The 23,329-nt window shown below is 66.1% G+C and carries 23 protein-coding genes; 11 read left to right on the top strand and 12 right to left on the bottom strand.

Annotated elements, in window-relative coordinates; all coding sequences use genetic code 11:
- Positions 1-37: 37 nt before the first annotated feature.
- From NX782_RS06110 to NX782_RS06090, 5 genes are all read left to right on the top strand, one after another.
- The gene (locus NX782_RS06110; RefSeq protein WP_258844537.1) at positions 38-997 is read left to right on the top strand and encodes a CobD/CbiB family protein; all 960 of its coding nucleotides are present in this window, start codon (positions 38-40) and stop codon (positions 995-997) included.
- Positions 998-1,226: 229 nt separating this feature from the next.
- Complete coding sequence (locus tag NX782_RS06105) at positions 1,227-1,577, top strand: DUF3579 domain-containing protein (RefSeq protein ID WP_258844536.1); 351 nt, start codon at positions 1,227-1,229, stop codon at positions 1,575-1,577.
- A gap of 79 nt (positions 1,578-1,656) precedes the next feature.
- Positions 1,657-2,106, top strand: coding sequence for a CBS domain-containing protein (locus tag NX782_RS06100; protein ID WP_258844535.1), 450 nt, complete (start codon positions 1,657-1,659; stop codon positions 2,104-2,106).
- Positions 2,107-2,267: 161 nt separating this feature from the next.
- The gene (locus NX782_RS06095) at positions 2,268-5,015 is read left to right on the top strand and encodes a M16 family metallopeptidase (RefSeq protein ID WP_258844534.1); all 2,748 of its coding nucleotides are present in this window, start codon (positions 2,268-2,270) and stop codon (positions 5,013-5,015) included.
- A 150-nt stretch (positions 5,016-5,165) separates the two neighbouring features.
- Positions 5,166-5,957, top strand: coding sequence for an SDR family oxidoreductase (locus NX782_RS06090; protein ID WP_258844533.1), 792 nt, complete (start codon positions 5,166-5,168; stop codon positions 5,955-5,957).
- A gap of 12 nt (positions 5,958-5,969) precedes the next feature.
- Here NX782_RS06090 and NX782_RS06085 read toward each other — a convergent pair whose 3' ends face one another.
- The 10 genes from NX782_RS06085 to htpX form a co-directional block, all read right to left on the bottom strand.
- A complete protein-coding gene (locus NX782_RS06085) occupies positions 5,970-6,947 on the bottom strand; it encodes an alpha/beta hydrolase fold domain-containing protein (protein ID WP_258844532.1) in 978 nt (325 codons plus the stop codon).
- A gap of 5 nt (positions 6,948-6,952) precedes the next feature.
- On the bottom strand, positions 6,953-7,693 hold the full coding sequence (locus NX782_RS06080) for a GntR family transcriptional regulator (RefSeq protein ID WP_258844531.1): 741 nt from the start codon (positions 7,691-7,693) through the stop codon (positions 6,953-6,955).
- Between the two features lie 48 nt (positions 7,694-7,741).
- The gene (locus NX782_RS06075) at positions 7,742-8,809 is read right to left on the bottom strand and encodes a flavodoxin family protein (protein ID WP_258844530.1); all 1,068 of its coding nucleotides are present in this window, start codon (positions 8,807-8,809) and stop codon (positions 7,742-7,744) included.
- 147 nt (positions 8,810-8,956) lie between these two features.
- Positions 8,957-10,270, bottom strand: coding sequence for a tetratricopeptide repeat protein (locus tag NX782_RS06070; protein WP_258844529.1), 1,314 nt, complete (start codon positions 10,268-10,270; stop codon positions 8,957-8,959).
- A gap of 148 nt (positions 10,271-10,418) precedes the next feature.
- The gene (gene nagZ, locus NX782_RS06065; protein ID WP_258844528.1) at positions 10,419-11,909 is read right to left on the bottom strand and encodes a beta-N-acetylhexosaminidase; all 1,491 of its coding nucleotides are present in this window, start codon (positions 11,907-11,909) and stop codon (positions 10,419-10,421) included.
- Between the two features lie 2 nt (positions 11,910-11,911).
- Positions 11,912-12,922 (bottom strand): SIS domain-containing protein, encoded by a 1,011-nt coding sequence (locus NX782_RS06060; protein ID WP_258844677.1) that lies wholly within the window; start codon positions 12,920-12,922, stop codon positions 11,912-11,914.
- 13 nt (positions 12,923-12,935) lie between these two features.
- The gene (nagA, locus tag NX782_RS06055) at positions 12,936-14,039 is read right to left on the bottom strand and encodes an N-acetylglucosamine-6-phosphate deacetylase (RefSeq protein ID WP_258844527.1); all 1,104 of its coding nucleotides are present in this window, start codon (positions 14,037-14,039) and stop codon (positions 12,936-12,938) included.
- On the bottom strand, positions 14,036-14,911 hold the full coding sequence (locus NX782_RS06050; RefSeq protein WP_258844526.1) for a glucosamine kinase nucleotide-binding domain-containing protein: 876 nt from the start codon (positions 14,909-14,911) through the stop codon (positions 14,036-14,038). Before NX782_RS06050 ends, nagA begins: the two co-directional genes overlap by 4 nt.
- 98 nt (positions 14,912-15,009) lie before the next feature.
- Entirely contained in the window at positions 15,010-16,086 is a 1,077-nt protein-coding gene (locus tag NX782_RS06045; protein WP_258844525.1) for an AI-2E family transporter, read from the bottom strand.
- A 29-nt stretch (positions 16,087-16,115) separates the two neighbouring features.
- Positions 16,116-16,985 carry a protease HtpX gene (gene htpX / locus NX782_RS06040; RefSeq protein WP_258844524.1) on the bottom strand — a complete coding sequence of 290 codons (870 nt, stop codon included), beginning with the start codon at positions 16,983-16,985 and terminating at the stop codon, positions 16,116-16,118.
- Positions 16,986-17,158: 173 nt separating this feature from the next.
- Between htpX and NX782_RS06035 the strand changes: the two genes are divergently transcribed.
- On the top strand, positions 17,159-17,593 hold the full coding sequence (locus tag NX782_RS06035; RefSeq protein ID WP_258844523.1) for a hypothetical protein: 435 nt from the start codon (positions 17,159-17,161) through the stop codon (positions 17,591-17,593).
- 4 nt (positions 17,594-17,597) lie between these two features.
- Here the strand turns inward: NX782_RS06035 and NX782_RS06030 are convergent, their stop codons facing one another.
- Positions 17,598-18,089: a phage regulatory CII family protein gene (locus NX782_RS06030; RefSeq protein WP_258844522.1), complete on the bottom strand. Its 492-nt coding sequence runs from the start codon at positions 18,087-18,089 to the stop codon at positions 17,598-17,600.
- 118 nt (positions 18,090-18,207) lie between these two features.
- Here NX782_RS06030 and NX782_RS06025 point away from each other — a divergent pair, with 118 nt between their 5' ends.
- The 4 genes from NX782_RS06025 (at position 18,208) to NX782_RS06010 (ending at position 21,946) form a co-directional block, all read left to right on the top strand.
- A complete protein-coding gene (locus NX782_RS06025) occupies positions 18,208-19,056 on the top strand; it encodes a hypothetical protein (RefSeq protein ID WP_258844521.1) in 849 nt (282 codons plus the stop codon).
- 4 nt (positions 19,057-19,060) lie between these two features.
- The gene (locus NX782_RS06020) at positions 19,061-19,861 is read left to right on the top strand and encodes a hypothetical protein (protein ID WP_258844520.1); all 801 of its coding nucleotides are present in this window, start codon (positions 19,061-19,063) and stop codon (positions 19,859-19,861) included.
- Between the two features lie 26 nt (positions 19,862-19,887).
- The gene (locus NX782_RS06015; protein ID WP_258844519.1) at positions 19,888-20,652 is read left to right on the top strand and encodes a hypothetical protein; all 765 of its coding nucleotides are present in this window, start codon (positions 19,888-19,890) and stop codon (positions 20,650-20,652) included.
- Between the two features lie 148 nt (positions 20,653-20,800).
- Complete coding sequence (locus NX782_RS06010) at positions 20,801-21,946, top strand: MBL fold metallo-hydrolase (protein ID WP_258844518.1); 1,146 nt, start codon at positions 20,801-20,803, stop codon at positions 21,944-21,946.
- An 18-nt stretch (positions 21,947-21,964) separates the two neighbouring features.
- Here the strand turns inward: NX782_RS06010 and NX782_RS06005 are convergent, their stop codons facing one another.
- Positions 21,965-22,285, bottom strand: a complete 321-nt coding sequence (locus NX782_RS06005; protein ID WP_258844517.1) for a Dabb family protein — start codon at positions 22,283-22,285, stop codon at positions 21,965-21,967.
- Positions 22,286-22,370: 85 nt separating this feature from the next.
- Between NX782_RS06005 and NX782_RS06000 the strand changes: the two genes are divergently transcribed.
- The gene (locus NX782_RS06000; protein ID WP_258844516.1) at positions 22,371-23,249 is read left to right on the top strand and encodes a sugar phosphate isomerase/epimerase family protein; all 879 of its coding nucleotides are present in this window, start codon (positions 22,371-22,373) and stop codon (positions 23,247-23,249) included.
- Positions 23,250-23,329 lie beyond the last annotated feature (80 nt).

The raw sequence follows: 23,329 nt of genomic DNA, 5'->3' as shown, positions 1-23,329 counted from the left end.
AAATGAAGTAAAGCAACAACATGAGGCTCCGCAAAACATGACATTTTTTTCCATCCTGTGCGCACTGCTCATCGAGCAGTTGAAGCCCCTGCGCGCGGATAACCAGATCTATGCCGAGATCAAGCGCTTCGCCATGCGCATCGAAGCCTGGTTCAATGCGGGCCAGGTGAAGCATGGCCGGCTGGGCTGGTTCCTGATGATGGGCAGCCTGATGCTGCCGACCGCCGTCATCTACTGGGTGCTGATGTACTACGGCTGGGTGTTCGCGGCCTTCGCCTGGAATGTCCTGATCGTCTACCTGACCCTGGGCTTCCGCCACTACAGCCATTACTTCACCTCGATCCAGTTCGCTCTGCACGCCGGCGACGAAGCCGGCGCACGCGCGCTGCTGGCCGAGTGGACGAAAACCGACACGGTCGGCATGGACAGCACCGAGATCGCGCGCCTGGCCGTCGAAAAATCGCTGATCACCACGCACCGCAACGTGTTTGGCGTGTTCTTCTGGTTCCTGATGCCGCTGGGCCCGGCCTGCGCCGTGATGTACCGCGTGTCGGAGTACCTGGCGCGCGCCTGGAACGAACCGGACCACATGCGCAACGAAGCCTTCGGCCAGTTCGCCGCGCGCGCCTTTTACTGGATCGACTGGATTCCGGTGCGCCTGACCGCGATCGCCTTTGCCGTGGTCGGCAATTTCGAGGATGCCATCTACGCCTGGCGCAACTTCGCCAACCGCTGGTCCGACGAAGCCCGCGGCATCATCCTGGCCGCCGGCGGCGGCGCCATGGGCGTGCGCCTCGGCTCGCCGATCGAGACCGCGCCGCGCATCGTGACGGCAGACGCCGCCACCGTCGACCTCTCGGACAGCGAAGCCGACGTGCTGCCGGGCGAGGAGCCGAATGTGCGCGCACTCCAGAGCACCGTCGGCCTGGTCTGGCGCGCACTGTTATTATGGATGCTGCTCCTGCTCCTGCTTTCCGGTGCGGTATTGCTTGGGTGATATTCCCCGGATAAAGACGGTTCCTAAGCGCGTTCGACAAACGTTCAGGGCAAGGCGGATGGCCGCAGTGGCGGACCACGAAGACAGTACGCTAGTACGGCGAGACCATCCAACGCCGCCATGGACGTTTGTCGAACGCGCGCTAAAGGCTCGTCCGCAGGTCTTCTATAAGATATAATACCGGGGTTGTTCTCATCTACGCTTCACGTTTCAGTAAGCGCATCGCACTATGGCCGAGTTACCGCAAAACGGGAAAGAACGCGCCGACGAGTTCATCATTCTCGGCGTGACAAGTAAGGGCAGGCAATTCCGTCCGAGTGACTGGGCCGAGCGTCTGTGCGGCGTCATGTCATGCTTCCGGCCGCCAGGCAGCGGCGGCCGCAACGCCCACCTGCAGTTTTCCCCCTATGTTCACCCGACCGTCGTGAACGGCGTCAAGGCCGTGGTCGTGAACAATGCCCTCAAGAGCGTCGAGCCGCTGGCTTACCACTTCGTCGTTAATTTCGCCAAGGACAATGATCTGCAAATGGTCGAGGCCTGTTACGTTCCCCCGCCGGGCGAGCAAAAGCCTGCTGTCTAATCCTCTATCGCAGCTTTGACTTTTCTCAAAGCTGTCCTATCTTTCAGAGTTAGCGTGAACTCTGACGATGGAGGCAGCCATGGAAGTCGGCAAACTCAGCACCCTTGAAACCGTCTGCTGCTCGCGCGATGAAACCGTGCAGGGCGCGGCCTTCCTCATGCGCAAGCACCATGTCGGCGACCTCGTCGTGGTCGAGGAGCCGGACGGCGAGCGCATCCCCGTCGGCATCGTCACCGACCGCGACATCGTGGTCTCAGTGATCGCGCTCGGCCTCGATCCGCTCGGCCTGCAGGTCGGCGACATCATGACCGACGACCTGCTCACGGCAGGGGAGAACGACGACGTCTACGCCACCATCGAACGCATGCGCCTGCGCGGCATCCGGCGCGTGCCGGTCGTCTCCGACAGCGGGGCGCTGGCCGGCATCGTCAGCGCCGACGATCTGCTGACCTTCCTGGCCGAAGAGATGGAAGAGCTGTCGCGCATCAGTCCCTACCAGCAGCAGCATGAAAGGCGGGCGCGGCAGTAGGCGCCGGGAGCCGGCCGCGTCGACCTCGTGCAAACTGCAACTAACCGACAGGCAGCCCAGCTGAACCTTGAACCCCGGTAAGCCAGGCCTAAGCCCCGCTCTGTTACCATGCTGTGCCGCTGCGCAATACCTGCGCGGCCTGACAACACACACGGGGTGACATGAGCACGAGCTTCCTGCAGCGCGGCGCGGCCGCAACCATGATCGTCACCGGCCTGGGCCTCGGTTGCATCGGCCCGGCCTGGGCCCAGAAGGCGCCGGATGCGCTGCCGAAGGGCGTAGTGCAGGGCCCATCGGTCGAGGGCATCACCGAATACCGCCTGCCGAACGGCCTGAAAGTGCTGCTGTTCCCGGATTCTTCGCGCCCGACGGTGACCGTCAACGTCACTTACCTGGTCGGCTCGCGCCACGAGAACTACGGCGAAACCGGCATGGCGCACCTGCTCGAGCACCTGATGTTCAAGGGCTCGCCCAAGCACCGCGACATCACCACCCAGTTCTCCGACCGCGGCATGCAGTTCAACGGCACCACCTCGCTGGACCGCACCAATTACTACGAGGTGTTCCAGGCCTCGCCCGAAAACCTGCAGTGGGCGCTGGAGATGGAAGCCGACCGCATGACCCATTCCTTCATCGCCCAGAAGGACCTCGATTCCGAGATGACGGTCGTGCGCAACGAATACGAGAACGGCGAGAATTCGCCGGGTTCCGTGCTGATGAAGCGCATGCAGAGCGTGGCCTACGACTGGCACGCGTATGGCCGCTCGACCATCGGCAACAAGAGCGACATCGAGAACGTCAAGATCAAGAATCTGCAGGACTTCTACCACACCTATTACCAGCCGGATAACGCCGTGCTGCTGGTGGCCGGCAAGTTCGACCCGAACCAGACGCTGCGCTCGATCAGCCGGCTGTTCGGCGCGATCCCGAAGCCGAAGCGTACGCTGCCCGAGTTCTGGACCGTCGAGCCGACCCAGGACGGCGAGCGCAGCTTTACCGTACGGCGCCAGGGCGACGTGCAGATCGTCGCGGTCGGCTACAAGGTGCCGTCCGGCCTGCACGACGACAGCGACATCCTGAGCTTCTCCTCCAGCATCCTCGGCGACGTGCCGACCGGCCGCCTGCACAAGCTGCTGGTGGACAGCGGCAAGGCGAGTCAGGTGTTCGCTTTCGGCCAGACCGGTTACGCGCCCGGCCTGCAATTCTTCGGCGCGGTGGTCAAGAAGGGCGAGCCGATCGAGCCGGTCCGCGCGGCCCTGACCGAAGCGGTCGAGGATTTCAGCAAACATCCGCCCACCGCCGAGGAAATGGAGCGCACCAAGCGCGCCTACCTGAACAGCATCGAGCGCAGCCTGAACGATCCCGCGCAAGTCGGCGTGGCGCTGTCCGAGACGATTGCGCTGGGCGACTGGCGCCTGTTCTTCGTCGGCCGCAATAAGATCGAAAGCATCAGCGCCGCGCAAGTGGCAGAGGCATCAGGGCGCTACTTCAAGCGCGACAACCGCGTCACCGGCACCTTCCTGCCGGACGACGCGCCGCAGCGTGCCGTGATCCCGCCGGCGCCGAGCGTGGAAAGCCTGCTGAAGGACTTCAAGCCGCAAGCCTCGAACCTGAGCGCCGAAGATTTCGAGCCGTCCCAGGCCAACATCATGAAGCGCACCACGCTCACCACGGCGGGCGGCGTCAAGCTGGCCCTGCTGCCGAAGAAGAACCGCGGCCAGACCGTCACGGTCGATCTGCGCCAGCACTTCGGCGACGAGCAGAACCTGTTCGGCAAGGGCGCGGTGCCGGGCCTGACCGCCGCCATGCTAACGCGCGGCACCACGCAGTACGACCGCGTGCAGCTGGCCGACGCCTTCGAAAAGCTGAAGGTGGCCGGCGGCATTACCCACTTCCAGACCACGCGCGAGAACCTGGCGGCCGCCCTGAAGCTGGCCGCCCACGTACTGAAGGAGCCAAGCTTCCCGGCGTCCGAATTCGAGCAGCTGCGCCAGCAGTCGCTGGTGGCGCTGGAAGCCAGCCGCGGCGAACCGCCGAACGTCGCTTCGCGCGCGCTGAACGAGCATTTCGATATCTACCCGAAAGGCGACATCCGCCACGAAACCACGCTCGACGAAGACATCGCCGACCTGAAATCGGCGACCCTGGACCAGGTGAAAGCCTTCCACCGCGATTTCTACGGCACCAATCCGGCCGAGCTGGCCATCGTCGGCGATTTCGATGCGAAGGAGATCGTGCCTCTGGTCGACCAATTGTTCGGGCAGTGGAAGGCGCCGATGCATGTGGCGCCGGTGCTGCGCAAGCATGCGGAGATCGCGCCCATACATCAAATGTTGAACACGCCCGACAAAGAGAACGGGTTCTACGCCGCGCGTATGAATCTCGACCTGAACGTCGACGATCCCGACTACCCGGCCCTGATGCTGGCCGACTATATCTTCGGCGGCGGAGGCGGGCTGAAATCGCGCCTGCTCGACCGCATCCGCCAGAAGGAGGGCCTGTCCTACGGCGGCGGCACCCAGCTGGCGGCAGGCGAGCGCGACCGTGCCGGCATGTTCGCGGTCAGCGCCATCGCCGCGCCGCAGAATTTGGCCAAGGTCGACGTCGCCGTGCGCGAGGAATTGGCGCGCGCGCTCAAGGACGGCTTCACGGCGGCGGAACTGGCGGGCGCCAAATCCGGTCTCATGCAACAGAGGATCCAGAACCGCGCCGACGACGGTACCCTGGCCGCCGGCTGGACTTCCTACCTGTACCGCGACCAGACCTACGAATGGTCGGCCGATTTCGAGAAACGCATGATGGCGGTCACGCTGCCGCAATTGAACGCGGCCTTCCGCAAGGCGATCGACCCGGCCAAATTGTCGGTGGTGATGGCGGGCGACCAGTCCAAGGCCAAGCCCGCCCATTGAAAGGCGCATGAATGCAACACTCAGCTGTTCAATATCTCGAAAATGGCTGAGATACTTGGTCAATACCCGCTTGGGCGCTATGATCTTGCCTGTGAGAAGTATTTCTAACAGGCAGCAAACGTTGCGTCGGGATATTGTAAAGGAAGCATCATGAAGGGCATGACCAAACAGCCGCCGAGCGGGATTTCTTATGCCGGCAAGGTTGTGCTGGTAACGGGCGCCGCCAGCGGCATCGGCCGCGCGATGGCATTGGCATTCGGGCGCGCAGGCGCCTGCGTCGTCGTCGCCGATATGTCCGTCGACGGCGGCCACATGACCGCGGCACTGATCGTGGAAGCCGGCGGCAAGGCGCTGTTCGTTAAAACAAATGTAACGGTGGCCAGCGAGGTCGAGGCGCTGATCGATAAGGCGGTGGCCCATTACGGCCGCATCGACGTCGCCGTCAACGGCGCCGGCACCGAGGAGGAGTCGCAGCCGCTGGCCGAGGGCGACGACGAGCAGTTCGACCGCATCGTCAACGTCAACGTCAAGGGCGTCTGGCTGTGCATGAAGAGCCAGCTGCGCCAGATGCTGAAGCAGGAAGGCGGCGGCACGATCTGCAACGTGGCCGACGCAGGCGGCCTGGTGGCGGTGCCGAACCGCGCCATCTACGCGGCTTCCAAGCATGCGGTGATCGGCCTGACCAAGACCGCGGCGGTGGAGTATGCCAAGTCCGGCATCCGGGTGAACAGCCTGTGCCCGGGCGCGGTGAAGACGCCGATGCTGGCGCGCATGCTCGAGCGCGAGCCGGGCCGCGACAAGAAACTGAAGGCTGCGCACCCGATGGGGCGCATCGCCGAGCCGGCGGAAGTTGCCAGCGCGGCGTTGTGGCTTTGTTCGGAGCAGGCTTCTTTTGTTACCGGTCACCAGTTGGCGATCGATGGTGGTTTGACGGCGATGTAAGGCAGCTTGTTTTCAGCGGGCTGGGACGCGCGCGGCGATCTCGAGCCGCTCGCGGATCCAGCCATGACTGCGGGCCGTGACCAGGCGCGCCATCCGGGTCGGGAAGTGGATCAGACCGTGCGGCGCTTCCGGCAGCAGGTGCATCTCGACCGCGCCGCCGGCCTCGCGCCAGCGCGCCGCCAGCATGACCGTGTCGTCGCGCAAGGGATCCAGTTCGCCGACGAACATCAGCGCCGGCGGCAGGCCGTCCAGCGCGCCATACAGCGGCGACAGCGGCGGCTGGCGCCGCGCCGGGTCGCTCAGGTCCGGCGTCAGCATGCGCAGGCCGTCGACCATGCCGGGGCCGTCCAGTACCAGCGTCTCCGGGCCGGCCTGGCGTACGCTGGGCGTGCCGGCCAGGTCGTACACGCCGTAGTAGAGCACGGCGCCGGCGATCTGCTGCAGCAGCGCTGGCCACGCCTTGAGTCGTAGTAAAGTCGCGGCCGCAAGATGTCCGCCCGCCGATTCGCCGACCAGGAACACCGGCAGTCCAGCGCATGCCGGCAGCCCGCCCTGCAGCAGCCAGCGCGCGGCGGCCAGGCAATCGTCCATGATCTCTTCGATGGTCGCGTCCAGGGCCAGCCGGTAATCGACCGACACCACCGCCACGCCGCAGGCAGCCGCGATGGCCGCATTCAGTTTGTCGTTCATGCGCGCGTTGCCGATCACCCAGCCGCCGCCGTGGATGTCGAGCACGACGCCGCGCACCGTCCCCGCGGGCCGCAGGATGCGGAGCGGCACCCGCAAACCGTCCATGAGCGCCAGCGCCTGTTCGGCGCGCACGCCGACGCGTGCCAGCGACGGTTCGGGGCGCAGTTGCCCCAGACGCAGCAGGGCCTGCGCCAGCCGCGGCGTCCAGCGGTTGCGGATCCTGAAGCGCGGCGCCCACGCCAGCTTGCGGTTGAAGCGCCGGGCTTCCTCGATGGTGTCCTGATCGAAGGCGAGCGCCATGCGGATCAGGCCGCGCTCAGCTCGGCCACGAAGTCGTACATGTCGCCGCGGAAGTAGGAGCGGCAGAATTCGATCGCCTGCCCATCCGGCAGAAAGCCCAGCCGCTCCACGCACAGGCCGGCATCGCCTTCCTTCGATTGCAGCAGCTTGGCCTGCTCGGCGTTCAGCAGCAGCGCCGACAGCCGCTGCAGCGCGCGCACCGGGCGTTTGCCGGCCGCTTCCAGCGCCTCGTACATCGAGGTGTCGACGGCGTCCAGCGAGGGCAGGGCGGAGGCGGCGATGGTCGCGTATTCGAGGCACATCGGCATGTCGTCGGCGTAGCGGATGCGGTGGAAGCGGTACACCGCCGCGCCCGGCGACAGGCGCAGGCGCAGCGCTTCTTCCGGCGTCACGGTGCCTTCCGAACGCTTGAGCCAGACGCTGCGCGGGGTGCGGCCGCGCGAGCGCATGTCTTCGGAAAAGGAGGTCAGCTTGGCGAAGTTCTTTTCGATGCGCGTGTTGATGAAATTGCCCGAGCCCGGGCGGCGCACCAGCAAACCTTCTTCGACCAGGCCGTCGATCGCCTTGCGCACGGTGATGCGCGAGATGTCGAGCTCGGACGCGAGCTGGCGCTCCGCCGGCAGGGCTTCGGCCGGGCCGTAGATGCCGCGGTCGATCGCCTCGCGCAGGGCGCGTTGCAACTGCTGGTAGAGCGGCAGGTTGCTGGTGGCGGAGAGGTGGTGCATCAACTGCGCGAGAGTGGACATGCGGCGGATATTTATATGTAATCCGCCGATAATACCAAAAAAGGCCGCTTATTTTGGGCGTGGGTTGCTGGTGCCCCGGCTCGGCTGTATCAGCTTGCCGGAACGGATGTCGCGCACCGCCGTGCCGACCGAGCGCGCGACGTTGCGCACCTCTTCCTGGAAGGCGGTGTCGCGGTCCAGCGTGTCGTGGCTGTCGGCATAGGATTCGTAATAACCGACGAAGCGGTCGAGCTGGGAGGTCGGGCTGGCGGAGATCAGGCCCATCCAGTCCAGCCAGTCCGACAGCGAGCGCCGGGTGCCTTCGATGCCGGCGACGTCGCCATGCACCACCAGCCCGTAGGCGCGGCCGGCCAGGTGCTTCGGATAGTCCCAGTTCTTTTCCAGCGCCTTGGCTTCTTCGGCTTCCTTGCCATGGGTCGAGCTGGGGTCGGCATTGCCGCCGTCGGCGCAGACCAGGCGGTCGATCATCAGCTTCAGCACGGCCGGCGCCTGGTACCAGTAGACCGGGGTCAGGATGATGATCCCGTGCGCCGCCACCCACTTCTCGTAGATCTCGTTCATCCAGTCGTTGTTCTGGTGCAGCGAGTGGTTCGGGTAGCAGCTGCAAGGCCAGTGGCAGAGCGGCATCGCGGTCGACACGCAGGCCTTGCAGGGATGGATGTGGCGGTCGTAGTCCGAGATCAGCAGGGAGAGATCGAGCACGTCGGTGTCGAAGCCCTCGGCCAGCAGCACCTCTTCGCACATCTTGGTCAGGCGCCAGGTCTTCGAGATCTCGCTTGGACAGCTGCCGTCGTTGCGCGCGGCGCCGTTGATCAGCAGGATGCGGCTGAGCGTGTTGCGGTCCTTCTGCTTGGCTTCGGCGGCGAGCAGGCGGTCGTGCGCTTCTTTCCACTCGACCGAGAGGTCGTAGTCGGGGTCGGCGAAGCCGGGGCCGGCCTTCACCGTCACCGGCGCCTTGTGCGAGTTGACGTAGGCCTGCCAGGCGACTTCCTCGACCGCGGCCAGTTCGTGGCCGACGTTCTCGTACGCGGGGTCGAAGAAGTTGCGCGAGAAGCGCAGGCGGAATTCGTTACGGTCGAGCTTGGCGGGCGCTTGCCCCTTGCGTACGATGGTCATGGCCGGTCCTGTCGGATGCGATCCGTAGGATTATGTCCTGGACAAAGGATCAAGCCGGTTCGCCAGCTAACCGAGCAAAGAAAAAGGCGGTGCGCCTTTGCAGGACCGCACCGCCTCTCAAGAACTGCCGAAGCAGCTTACTTGCTGTTATTTGCTGGTGTTGTTACCGCCCGGATTCGGGTGGTTCGCCAGCACGATGGCGTACCTGGCGATGTCCGACAGGCCGCCGCCCGCTTTCACGGTCTGCAGGGTGGAGATGGCCTTGTCCTTCTGGCCGGCGCGCAGGTAAGCCAGGCCCAGGCGCAGCTTGGCTTCGTCAGGCACCTTCAGGCCGCCCTTGGCGATACCCTGTTCGATGAACGGGATGCCCTTGTCGAACTGGTCCATGGTCACGTAGGCCCAACCCAGGTTGACCAGGCCGGCGCCGGTCTTCGACTTGGCGGCCGAGGCTTCGCCCGATGCGATGTTCTTGGCATCGTTGGCGGCTTCCTTGGTCGCGCGGTCGCGCAGCTGGCGGTGCTGGGCAGCATTGCTGCCGGTGCCGAGGACACCTGCGGCGAAGCCGGCGTCGACGACCTTCTTGGCTTCGGTCGGGAAGCCGTCCTTCAGGGCCAGCTCGGCCAGCTCGGTGTACATCTCCGGGGTCAGCACCTTGACCGCCGCGAATTCGAGGCGCAGCACGTCGGGGTAGTTGGCTTCGTTGAAGCCTGGTTTACGCACCACGCCGCGGTAGATGGCGTCCATCCAGACGTCGTCGTTCGGGTAGTAGGTGATCAGCTGCTCGAGGCCGTACTGGTAGGCGGCATCGTCCTTGACCTTGACCGCAGCCGAGGCGTACAGGCGCAGGTCTTCCGAGGACGGGGTCTTGCCGGCCTGTTGCGCGGCTTCCAGTTGCGGACGCAGCAGTTTCATCGCGTTCGCGTAGTCGCCGCTCAGGTAGTAGGAGCGGACCAGCGGGCCGGTGGCGGCGTCCGAGTTCGGGTTTTCAGCCTGGAAGCGCTTGAACCACTCGATCGCCTTCGGGTAGTTCTTGGCGTTGTAGTACATGCCGGCCAGGGCCTGGGTGAATTGCGGCTTGTCGGCTGCCGGCAGCTTGTCCGAAGCGACGATCGCTTCCAGCGCGGCGATCGAACCCTGGTCGTCGCCCTTGGCGGTGGCCAGCGACAGCTTCATGCGGTTCAGCACGTAGGTTTCGTACGGGCTCTTGTCCGGGAAGGCTTCGGCCTGGGTGATGCGGTTCTGCACTTCGCCGTAGTTCTTCGCGTCCATCAGCGGCTTGACCTGGGCCGGGTCGAGCAGCTTGAACAATTCCGGGCGGACCGTGTCCGGCTTCGGCTGGGCAGCGGCGGCGGCCTGTGCGTTCTTGTCTTGCGCAACGGCGCCTTGCATGAGGGCAGGGGCGGCGTTCAGGCCGATAGCGGCCAGCATCACGGCGAGGCGGGCAAAACGGAATTGGGACATGAATAATCCTTTTCTTTTGATAACTAAATCGGACAAAGCGTGCATTCTCCCACAAACCGCGTGGGAGGGCCGGACAATTGTGCCGCAGCCGCGCCGGCGGCGAACGCGACGTTACAATGCGTTACCGCCCCTGCACAACGGCAATTGATTAAGAGCTAAAACCGGGCACGGGGCACAGGCCTTGCGCTTCGATCTCGCCCGCCAGCCAGGCGTTCACGGCCGCCAGCGCCGGCGGCGCGAAGCCATAGGTCATCAGGGCCGGCGCCGCGAAGTCGAGCGCCTGATAAGGGTTCCACAGGGCGATGTGCAGGTCCGGCTGCCAGGTGGCGCGCGCATGCGGGCCGTAGCGGCGGCGCGAGGTCGAGGCCAGCATCGTGAAGCGGCCGTCCTGCGGCAGCGCGCTCCAGTCGAAGCTTTCCGGATCGGCAAAGGTCACCAGCTCGACCTCGTAGAGCTTGCCCAGCGAGGCGGCGATGTTTGCCGCCGGCACGCCGGCTTCCGAGACGCCGTCGCTGACCACGTCCTGGCGCGCCACCAGGCGCACATGGCTGCCGGGGACGGGGCGCTGCGGATTGCCGCGCGCAGTGAGCGCACGCTGCCAGGCACGTGCCATCAGCGCGCGGTCGGCCGCTTCGGCTTGCGCGGAATAGGACGCGCCGCCGGCCGGATGGGCTTGCGCCAGCTTGTCGAGGCGGGCCAGACGCGCCTCGACCTCCGCCAGCGGCAGACGACCATCTTCGATCGCCGCGGCGATCGCATCCAGCGTCTCTTCCTGGGTCGCGCGCGAACCGATCGCCATCACCATGTCGGCGCCCGCCACCAGGGCGTTGACGGCGGCCTGGCCGGCGCTGTAGCGGTGGGCGATGGCGTGCATGTCCATGCCGTCGGTGATGATCACGCCCTGGTAGCCCATCTTGTCACGCAGCAGGTCCGTGAGGATGGCGCGCGACATGGTGGCCGGGTTGTGCGGATCCAGGGCCGGATAGACGATGTGGGCGGTCATCACGGCCGGCGCATGCGGGGCGGCGCTGCGGAAGGGCGCGAACTCGAAGCGCTCCAGCTCGGCCAGGCTTTTATCGACGGTCGGCAGGTCGCGGTGCGAGTCGACGTGGGTGTCGCCGTGGCCCGGGAAGTGCTTGACGCAGCAGGCCACGCCCTCGCGCTCGCTGCCGTCCATCCAGGCCCGCGCCAGTTCGGCTGCGCGGGTCGGGTCGGCGCCGAAGGAGCGCTCGGCGATGACTGGATTGCGCGGGTTGTTGTTCAGGTCCAGCACCGGCGCGAAGTTCCAGTTGAAGCCCATAGACTTCACGGCGCGCGCGACGGCGGCGCCGACTTCCTGCGCCAGCTGGGTGTCGTCGGCGGCGCCGAGCGCCATCGCCGACGGCGGCGGCGGCACCCACAGCGAACGCACCACGGCGCCGCCTTCCTGGTCGAGCGCGATCAGCGCATGGCTGCCCATGGCGTCGAGCAGGTCGGCATTGAAGCGCGTGAGCTGTGCTGCGTCCGTCATGTTCTGGCGGAACAGGCAGGCGCCGCGGATCGCGTTTTGGCGGATGAAGCCGGCGGTGTCCGCATCGAGTTCGGTGCCGAACAGCCGGATCATGATCAGCTGGCCGGCGAGTTTCCTGTAATCGTTCATGCTCAGTTCGTTTTAGTTACCTTGCTGAGATGGCGCGGCTGGTCCGGGTTCATGCCGCGCGCCTTCGACAGGTGCGCCGCCATCACATAGAAGGCCTGGATCGCGACGATCGGGTCGAGGTCGGGCGTGGCGGCCACCGGCAGGTCGAGGTCGCGGCTAGCGACGTCCTGCGGCGCCGCCAGCAGCACGCGCGCACCGCGCCCGCGCATCTCCTCGGCCAGCGCCACCAGGCCGGCCTGGGCCGGGCCGCGGGTTGCGAAGATCAAGAGCGGATAGCCGTCTTCGATCAGCGCCATCGGGCCGTGCTTGATCTCGGCGCCGGAGAAGGCTTCCGCCTGCAGGGCCGAGGTCTCCTTGAACTTCAGCGCGGATTCCAGCGCCACCGGGAAGCTGATGCCGCGGCCGACCACCATGATGTTGCGGGCCGGGGCCAGGATGTCGATCGCTTTCGACCAGTCGGCCCGGGCGGCGTTTTCCAGGGCATCGGGCAGGGCGCGCAGGCCGGCTTTCAGTTCTTCATCGCCCTGCCATTCGGCCACCAGGCGCGCGCCGGCGCTCAGGCTGGTGATGAAGCTCTTGGTCGCGGCCACGGACTTTTCTTTGCCGGCATGCAGCGGCATCGCCCATTCGGCGGCCTGGGCCAGCGGCGAATCGATGTCGTTGACCAGCGCCACCGTGGTGGCGCCGCCGTCGCGGAAGTAGCGGATTGGCTCGACCACGTCCGGGCTCTGGCCGGACTGCGAGATCGACAGCGCCAGCGTGCCCTGGGTCTGCAGCGGCGCGTCGTACAGGGTCACCAGCGACATCGGCAGCGAGGTCACCAGCCGGCCCAGGCGCGCCATGGTCAGGTAGGCGAAGTAGTTCGAGGCGTGGTCGGAGCTGCCGCGCGCCACCGTCACCACGTTGTTGAAACTGGCTGCGCGCAGGCGCGCGCCGAGTTCCGCGTAGCGTTCGACGTCCTGCGACAGTTGCAGGGCGACGCATGCGGCGGCGGACCTGGCTTCTTCCAGCATCAGCGAGGTGGTGTCAAGACTCACAGCGTTCTCCTTCGATATAGACAGCTTTAATGCATAAGTTGCGGTCGAGGACGACCAGGTCGGCAAAGCAGCCGGGCGCCAGGCGTCCGCGGCGGGTTTCGCCCAGGTAGTCGGCGGCATTCGTGGAAACGCGGCGCGAGGCGTCTTCGATCGAGAGGCCGATCGAAACCAGGTTGCGCAGCGCCTGGTCCATGGTCAGCGTGCTGCCGGCCAGGGTGCCGTCGGCCAGGCGCACGCCGCCCATGCACTTGTGGACCACCTGGCGCCCCAGCATGTACTCGCCGTCCGGCATGCCGGCGGCGGCGGTCGAATCGGTCACGCAGAACAGCTTCGGGATGCTGCGCAGCGCCACCTTGATCGCGCCCGGGTGCACGTGCAGCAGGTCGGGGATGATCTCGGCGTACTGCGCATGCGCCAGCGCGGCGCCGGCCATGCCGGGTTCGCGGTGGTGCAGGCCGGGCATCGCATTGAACAGGTGGGTGAAGCCGGCCGCGCCGTGTTCCAGCGCCTTGACGCCGTCTTCGTAGGAGCCGTTGGTATGGCCGATCTGCACGCGGATGCCGGCATCGGCCATCTGCTTCAGCAGCGCCAGGTGGCCGTCGATCTCCGGCGCCACCGTGATCAGGCGCATCGGCGCCTGGCTGTCGAAGCGCTTGACTTCATCCATCGAGGCTTCGCGCGCGAAGGGCGGCTGGGCGCCCAGCTTGCCCGAGTTGATGTAGGGGCCTTCCAGGTGCACGCCGAGGATGCGCGCTTCGTTCCTGCCGCGCGCCTTGCAGGCGGCGCCAATGGCGTCCAGCGCGCGTTCGATGTCCTCGACCGGCGCGGTCATGGTGGTGGCCAGCAGGCTGGTGGTGCCGTGCCTGGCGTGCAGGCGCGCGATCGTGTGCGGGGCGTCGCCGCCTTCCATCATGTCGCGGCCGGCGCCGCCGTGCACGTGCAGGTCGATGAAGCCGGGCAGGATGTAGTCGTCGCCGTTGTCTTGCGGGTCGCAGGCCTGGCCGTCGATGGCTTCGATGGTGTTCGCTTCACCGGCGCTGAGGCGGACTTCGCCGCGGATCCAGCCGTCGGGGGTGAGGATGTTGCCTTTCATTGGATCGCTTTCATGATCATGCGCAGCGCGCCGGCTGCGGAATCGCCTTGCGGCGGGGTGGTGCGCGCCAGCAGGCCGGAGGGTAAAAAGTCGCGCAGGGCCGCGCCCAGGCCGCCGCACAGGGCCAGCGGCAGTCGGCTTTCGGGGTCCAGCGCGTGGGCGATGGCGGCGACTTCGCTGCCGGCGTCGAGCAGGATGGCGCGCGCCACCGGATCGGCGGCCTCAGTGCTACCATGTCGCAGCACCAGCGGGGCCAGGCTGGCGTAGGTGGTCTGGGTGGCCTGGCCGAGCCAGACCTGGATCGCGTCGCGCCCGCCGCCGCAAGCCGCGATGAGGTCGTCGGCGAAGGCGCTGCGCTCGCGGCGGCCGTCCAGCACCTGCTCGATGTGGCCGATGGCGCGCAGGCCGATCCAGCCGCCGCTGGCTTCGTCGCCGGCCGGGAAGCCCCAGCCGCCGACTTCCTGCCGGCTGCCGTCCGCGCGCAGCACTTCGCCGACGCTGCCGGTGCCGATCGCGACGATGGCGCCGGGTGCGCCGCCATGCGCGCCCATCAGGGTCGTGAAGGCATCGGTTTCGAGGCGGATCGTCGCATAGCCGGGATTGGCGGCCACGAATTCGGCGGCCCACTGCTTGTTGTGCACGCCTGCCAGGCCGAGGCCGATCGCGATGCGCTCGAGCGGGGGCGGGGCGATGCCGGCGGCGGCGAAGGCCTGGCCGGCGGCCTCCTGCACGGATGTCCAGGCGCGGGCGATGCCCAGGCCGAGGCCGGAGGGGCCGCCGGCGCCCTGGGCGATTTCGGCGCCTTTGCTGTCTGCGAGACGCACGCGCGTGCCGGTGCCGCCGCCGTCGACACCTATCAGAAAGTCGATCATTGTTGTCCGTTGTGCCTGGAAAGGTCAGGGCACTATAGGAGCGGCTGTTAAGCTTGTCAACAGGTATTTAACTGGTATTAACCAATCCTGCGAAACTTTTAGCTAAGCGACTGATCGGTAAGGGAATGATTGGTATGGTCAGTGGTATTGTCCGCACGGCCGCCGCGCAGCCAGCCGAACAGGATCGCCATCAGGAAGGGGCCGACGAACAGACCAATCACGCCCAGCGTCGACACGCCGCCGAGCAGGCCGAACAGCACGGCCAGGAAGGGCAGGTTGACGCGCTGGCCGATCAGCTTGGGACGGATGAATTTGTCGACCATGAACAGCTCGACGGCGCCCCAGCAGAACAGGCCCAGCGCGGCGCCCGAATGGCCCTGGCCCAGCAGCAGCAGCGAGACCATGGTGAAGGACAGCGGCGCGCCGCCCGGGATCAGCGCCAGGTAGCCGGTGATGGTGCCCAGCAGGGCCGGCGCCGGCGCCCCGGCGATGGCGTAGGCGACGCCGAGCACCACGCCTTCGAGGATGGCGACCGAGCACAGGCCCAGCGCGGTGCCGCGCACCGACAGCGGGAACACCCGGCGCAGGGTGGCATAGTGGGCCGGCACCAGGCGCTCGCCGGCGCGGTCGACCAGGCGCACGACGGACGGGCCGTGCAGGTAGAGCATGAACAGGGTGAGCAGGGCCAGGAACAGGTACAGCGCGTTGGCCAGGATGATCGAGCCCCAGGTGCGGGCGGCGCCGGTCAGGTGCGGCATCATGTCGCCGACGATGCTGCGCACCAGGCTGCTGATGCCGCCCGGCTGGGCCAGGTGCTCGTTCCACCATTTGACGGCCGGCTCGGCCACCATCGGCAGGTTGGTCAGCCAGGCCGGCACCGGCACCCCAGCGTCGTTGAGGTGGGCCAGCAGGCGCTGCACGCCCGCCAGTTCGCTGCCCAGGGCATTCAGCAGCAGGAAGCAGGGGCCGGCAAAGGCGGCCACCAGCAGGAGGACCAGGAACGCGGCGCTGAGCGGACGCGGCCAGCCGCGGCGCAGCAGGCGTTCGTGCAGCGGCCAGGTGATCACCGCCAGCAGACCGGCCCAGGCGAGCGAGCCCAGGAAGTGCTGGAGCACGAACGCGAGTCCGATCGCAAACAGTACAGGCAGCGCGGACTGCGCGAATGAATACCGCATGTGTTCCCTGGTCTCCTACTGGGTCCGTCTTACGCGCGCTGCAGGGCTGCGATGCGCTCTTCGCAGGACGGGTGGGTGCTGAACAGCGACAGCATACCACCGCCGGCGATGCCGGAGGCCGCCATGTTCTTCGGCAGGTCGCCCTGTTCGATACCGCCCAGACGGCGCAGCGCGGCAATCATCGGACGCGGGGTGCCCATGATCTGGGCCGAGCCGCGGTCGGCGCGGAACTCGCGCTGACGCGAGAACCAGGCCACGATGATGCTGGCCAGCAGGCCGAACAGCAGGTCGCAGACGATCGAGGTGACGTAGAACGCGATGCCCGGACCGCTGGACTCTTCGTCCTTGCGGATGAAGCTGTCGACGGCATACGCCACCACGCGCGCCAGGAACACCACGAAGGTATTCACCACGCCCTGGATCAGGGTCAGGGTGACCATGTCGCCGTTGGCGATGTGGGCCACCTCGTGCGCCAGCACGGCCTCGATTTCTTCCTGCGTCATCGACTGCAGCAGGCCGGTCGACACCGCCACCAGCGAGGCGTTCTTGGTCGCGCCGGTCGCGAAGGCGTTCGGCGCGCCATCATAGACGGCCACTTCCGGCATCGCGATGCCGGCGCGCTGGGCCTGCGCCGCGACGGTATTCATCAGCCAGACTTCGGTGGCGTTGCTCGGCTGTTGGATCACGCGGGCGCCGGTCGACCACTTGGCCAGCGGTTTCGACATCCACAGCGAGATGAAGGCGCCGCCAAAGCCCATCAGGGCCGCGAAGCCGAGCAGGGCGCCGAGGTTCAGGCCGTTGGCGGTCAGGTAGCGGTTGACGCCAAGCAGACTCGCCGAGATGCCCAGCACCAGCATAATGGCGAGGTTGGTTGCGAGAAAAAGAAAGACACGTTTCATGATTGCTTACCCCTAGAGGTTATATTTCCAAGGCGTAAGCATACGGTAGCCACGTCATCGGAAAAAGCGCAGTTTTTGGAAGATTGACTTCGGAAAAACCGAAGCCATGTGCGATATCTATTTGCTATAGTTGGACCGTTTGTCCTTATTCACGTTCTTATACGGAGGCGACGATGCGCGGAGCAGGTGGAACCAGCGGCGGTACCGGCCAGTTTTTCCTCGGCCTGGTGATGATGTGCGGCGGCTTTTATCTGCTGCTCAACAGCGTGGTGGTCAGCTCGGCCTTCGGCTGGGGTACGCGCCTGTTCGGCTTCGGCAGCGTCGGCATCACGGGCGGCATCATCCTGATTCCCTTGATCATCGGCGTGGCGATGATCTTCTACAACGCCCGCAGCGCGATCGGCTGGCTGCTGGCGGTCGGCTCGCTGGCCGGCCTCGTGTTCGGCGTGATCGCCTCGCTCAATATGCACCTGCGGACCATGTCGGCCTTCGAACTCATCTGCATCCTGGTGCTGGCCTTCGGCGGCCTGGGGCTGTTCCTGCGCTCGCTGCGCGGGCAGGCGCAGGAGGAGGCGGCCGAGGCAAGTCAGGCGCGGCTGCGTTCCTGACCGATCAATGGATTCCTGCGTCCGCTTCGTTGCGTAAACGTGCGCGCCAGGCGCCGAGCGCCGACAGGGCCGAGTGAAATTTGCGCTCGATCAGGTCGGCTTCAAGCTCGGTAACCCTACCATCGATCAATGCACTCGACACGGCTTCCGCCACGGCGCCCACTTCGCTCATCACCCGGCACACGGTCTGCGACAAATCGTCCTGGCGCGCGGTTTCCGGCTGCGGCACCACGAAGGCGGCCATCCCGTGGCGCACCAGCAGCGCATGCAGCGGCAGGTGGGCATCGGCTACCCCGGCCGCGTGGCAGCGCTCGACGATCAGCGAGACCTCTTCGAAGGACGGGTAGTGCGAGGCGATGGTCGGCGCCAGCTTGTTGCGCAGGACGTTCACCGAGATCCCCAGTTCGCGCGCCAGCGCATCCAGCCCGCCGGGGTACTTGCGTGCCACCGTGTAGAGGGCATCGTGCTGGTTCATGTCGAGGTAGCGTCGCGTCATGGTAATCCTTTGATATTTTTACCGGTGCATGTCAACATGCCCTTCGTTATCCTGATTTTAACTTTCGACGGCCCTCCTGACCATGTTGAAGACACTTTCGAAGTATGCACATGTCGCAATGGCGCTGAGCCTGGCCTTGTCCGTGGCGGCCATGCCGGCGGATGCCAGCCCCTCGGGCGCCTCGTCCTTCAAGGGCGGGTTCTCGTCGCAGCGTTCGTCGTCGCCGTCGCCTTCGTCCTCGTCGAAGGGTAGTTACGGTTCCTTCAGCAGCCGCTCGGCGTCGAAGGCGTCCAGCAGCAGCAGCGACAGCGGCGCGTCGAGAAAGAGCGGCGGCGGCTTCGGCTCCTTCAGCTCGGCGCCGGCTTCCGGGTCGCGCGGGTCGGATTCGGCGATGTCGCGCAAGCTGGACCGGGAGCGCGCGCAAGCCAATGCAATCCGCACGCTGGAAGAACGGCGGGCGGCGCAGGCGGCGCGTACTGCACGCGATAACGGTGCCCGTTCGACGCCGACCTACGAGCAGCGCGACGGACGCACGCCGCCGTCGCAAGGCTATGGTTACGGCAATGCGCCGCCCGCGCAGCCGCCGGTCATCGTCAACAACAATGGTAGCGGCATCGGCCTGGGACACGTGGTCGCCGGCGCGATCATCGCCAAATCGGCGGCGAATGCGCATGCGAACAATAACAACGGCAACAACGGCAACGGCGGCGGCTACTACCCGACGCCCAGCGGTTCCGCCGGCGACCTGGCCAACCAGGCCGGCGCGGGCAGCGTCGGCGGCAGCGTGGGGACGGCAACGACGGCACCCGCAGCCCCGGCGGCAACATCGTCTGGCGGCTCGCTGCTCGGCACCGTGCTGTGGCTGGGCCTGCTGGCGCTGATCGTCTGGGGCGTGCTCCGCCTCCGGAAGCGTGCGAAGGCGCGCCGCGCCGCCGCCAAACCGAATTATTCGTTCGAAAGGAATTGAGCAGATGGCCTGGAAGGATGTATTCAGCTACGTGCGCGGCATGGCGGAAAAGAAGGGCGTGGCCGAGGGCTCGGCGCGGATGGACGAGGGCGTGCCGCTGGACGCGCGCATCGGCAGCGTGGTGCAGATGCAGCAGTCGCCGATCATCCGCGCGCAGGCCAACGGCTCGCTGATCGCGATGCCGGCGGCGGGCGACACGCGCATCCTGGCGGTCTCGCAGATGCGCCTGCAGCCCGACACGGAGCTGTACCGGCTCTACCTGGACAAGGGCGACGAGGACGCGAAGGAAAAATTCCTGCAGGTGTTCTGCGGGGACGACGGCAAGGTCGCCGAGATCCTGTACTGCACCCAGCTCGCACGCGTGATCCCGGAAACCGCCGACGACCAGGACGCCTACACCGGCCAGGCCGGCTACGGCCTCGGCGACCAGGGCTACACGCTGTGGCGCGAGCAGCTCGCCGACACGCTGGGCGAGGCCGAGCTGGCAGCGGTATTCGGCGACGGCGACCGCCTCGACTACGTGCGCGACGCCGGCGTACGGGCATCCGGTGGCTCGAATGCCGCGTTTGTCCAGCCTTTCACGGGCCGCGAGATCCGCATCGACGATCCGCGCGGCGTGCGCGGCCTGCGCCAGGAAATCTACTTCATGCCCTATGTGCGCGAACTGGCGGGCGGCGGGCGCGAATACTTACTGATCACCACGGAGATCATCGAAAGCGTCGATGGCGACACCTCGAAGCGCGGCATTCATGTCGACTTCGTGATCGGCATCCCGATGGAGCAGGAACGTATCGTCATTCAATGACATCTTCACCAACGAAAGGATCAACAATGAGCAACGCAAGCGGATGGGGCCTGACTGCACGCCTGGTGTCGAAACACTTCGGCGCCCTGGGCGACCGGATTTCGGAGGCCATCGCCAACTTCGATCCCGAAACCGCGACCGAAGCCGACCGCGACCGCCTGGTCGACACCCTGCGCGACACCGCGCAATTGCTGGCCACGGCGCGCGCATCCTTCGACAAGGAGCACCAGGACGTGGTCAACCTGCAGACCCTGATCGCCAGCGACGAACGCGCCGCCGAGAAGCTGGCCGAGCGCCTTGCCGCCGGCACCATCTCGGAAGCCACGGTGACCCTGTTCTGCGACGAGCTGGAAGCCAACAAGGCGCGCCTGCCGCAGGAAATCCAGGAAGAGGCCGACGCCCGCGCTTACATGGATGAGCTGCAGAAGATCGTCGACGCGCTGTCGAAGCAGCTGGCCGAGTTCGACGCCCAGGCGCGCAAGGCGATCCAGCAGCTGGCCGCCGCCAAGGCCCAGAAGGAGCTGCAGGAACTGCGCATGGAGCGCCAGAGCCAGCTGGCCGGGCTGAGCAACATGAAGGGCAATTCGACCGCGCTGAATGCCTTGACCCGCCGCGCGCAAGCCGTCAGCAACGAAGCGGCCGGCCTGCGCATCGTCGCCGACATCGGCCAGAAGCCGCTCGACCAGCAGGCCGAGCTCGATGCGATCCGCAAGTCGGTGAGCCAGCCCGAGACGGCCGGCGAAACCGCGCTGGAACGTCTGAAGCGCCTGTCGGCCAAGGCGCCGGCCTGAGTGCCGCGGCGAGGCTGCGCGTCCAGGCGCAGCCTCGTCATCTGCTCTTCTGTTTGGCCTGGCTCAAGCCTGGGCTTGGATTTGTCTCGGCAGCGGACAGTCCAACGAACATACCCGGCTTGGGCAATGCCATTCGGAGACACTGATCATGGCCTGGACACATTCGACCGTCATTCTGGCGGCGCTGCTGCTTGCGCTTCCCGGTTGCCACAGCGGGGACGATGAGGACGGCGGCGGCGGCACCGCACCGGGCACCGTCCTGCTGCCCAACACCGGGGCGGTGGCGCCGACCGAGGTGCGCATGACCTGGTTCGGCATCAGCAACTGGACCTTCAAGATCGGCGACGTGAACATCATGATGGATGGCACCATGTCGCGCATCCCGCAAGACTATTTCTATGGCGGCGGGGGCGGCCTGGCCTTTACCAAAGCGCCCTGGGCGATCGACAGGCCGGCCGTGGACAAGATCAACCAGGTGCTGAGCAGCGGGCCGGGCAGCCCGATCAATCTGCTGCTGACCGGGCACAGCCACTTCGACCACAGCTTCGACACACCTTACTGGGCGAAAATCACCAGGGCGCCCATCGTCGGTTCCCGGACCACCTGCTACCAGAACCAGGCACTGGGCGTACCGGAAAAGCAGTGCACGACCGTGTACGGCGGCGAAACCATCGTGCTCAACAACTACGTGACGATGCGGGTGGTGCGCTGGAACCACAGCGGCTCGCACGAGCTCAATCCGGAGCAGCACGATCCCATCGAACTGCAGCAGGTGCCGACGCCCGATGCGAACGGCAACCTGCGCGGCGGCGTGGCGGAAGACTTCCCGAACGGCGGCGGCAACCGCGGCTACCTGTTCACCGTCAAGACCGCGGACAATGGCCAATTGACCTTCTTTGTCACCAACTCCGGTGCGCCCCAGGATCTCGTCACCGACAACATCACCGATGGCATCAACTACGGCAAGCCGCTCGACAGCCTGAAAACAGCGATGGCGAACGCGGGGCTGGAAGCGGTCGACGTCTGGATCGGCGCCGGCGGCCAGCCGGTCGCCTCATTGACGCTGCCGGTACTGAAGCCGAAAGCCTACGTTCCTAATCATTTGGGCAGTTTTTATGTCCCATTTGAGCAGGGCAACACGGCGCCCTTCAGCGATGCCACGCTCACCAGCCAGCTCGTCTTGAATAACATCGGGCTGCAGGTGCCGGAACAGTACCTCGATGCCTGGGTGCTCGATGCCAAGGGCTTCCGCAAGGTCGATAACAGGGCGATGAAACAGGCGTATGGATTTTAATAAAAGCAGGAATGCCGCTTACTGCGCCCAGTAGTCGACCACCAGCGACTTCTCCAGGCTGGCGCCCAGCGTACCGACGAAGGCCTGGTGTGCGGCGTGCAGCAGATAGCTGTTGCGATCCGCTTCGCTGGCGAAGCTCAGGGTGAAGCAGTGGGTGAAGCCCTGGTTCAAGCCCTCGGGACTGACATTGGTGCCCCATTCGTAGGCGGTGATGCCGGGGATGCGGTCCTTCAGGGTGCCGAAGTCGGCGACGATGGCATCGATCTGGTCGACGGTGGCGCTGTCCTTGAAGGCAAACAGGACAACGTGGCGCAGGGTGGTGCGGGTTTCGGGCTGCATGGTCATGGTCGGTAATGGCAAGAAAAAGAAACGGATGGGTTATCTTATTCATCTTACACTTGCCAAAAAAATCTGGAGACACGCCATGCCTTTTCGACGCTTCAAGCGCCGCACAGCGACCCTGCTCGCCCTTTTCCTGTCCTCGTCGCTGGCGCAAGCGGCGACAACTGTATCTGCACCGGCACCCGCATCTGCCCCACGCGTCGGCATCCAGCTCTGGTCCGTCAAGGATGACCTGAAGCAGGACTTCGAAGGCACGCTCACTAAATTGGCGGCGATGGGCTTCCAGGGCGTGGAATTCGCCGGCGAATTCGGGCGTTTCGCCAGGGACCCGGCCGGCCTGCGCGCCTTCCTCGACGCCCAGCACCTGCAGTGCGCCGGCGCCCACCTCGACTTCGCCGCGCTTGTCGACGAGCGCCTGGCGCAGACCACCGCCTTCTACCGGACCCTGGGCTGCCGCAACCTGCTCATCGCCTGGGACAAGCGCGGCGCCTCGCGCGAGGGCGCGGCTGCAATCGCGCGCGAACTGGCGCAGCTGGCCGGCAAGCTGAAGCCGCTCGGCATGCGGATCGGCTACCACAACCATGCGCAGGAAATGACGGGGCCCGACGGCCAGACACTGTGGGACACGATCGCCGGCGGCACGCCGCAGGCCGCCATCCTGCAGCAGGACATCGGCTGGACGGTCTTCGCCGGCAAGGACCCGGTGACGCTGATCCGGCGCTATCCCGGCCGTACCGTCACTTCGCATTTCAAGGCCAAGCTGGTAGAGGGGACCGCAGGGACGCCGATCATCGGCCGGGACAAAACCGACTGGCCGGCCGTCTACGCGGCGGCGCGCGGGGAGGGCGGGGCCGAGTGGATCGTGCTCGAGCAGGAAGAGTATCCGGATGGCATGCGCCCGCTGGAGGCCGTTGCCGCCTCGATGCGCGGGCTGCAGGCCGTCCTGCAACAGCCGCGATAGCTATCCGCAAATACATTGATGCGCACGATAGACAGTCCGATTGACACTTCATAATCGTTGAGCAAGACTGCCGGGACACG

It is taken from the genome of Massilia norwichensis, assembly GCF_024753245.1.
Taxonomy (GTDB): domain Bacteria; phylum Pseudomonadota; class Gammaproteobacteria; order Burkholderiales; family Burkholderiaceae_D; genus Telluria; species Telluria norwichensis.
The sequence above is the reverse complement of the archived record's forward strand: the minus strand, read 5'-3'. Positions and strand labels throughout refer to the sequence as shown.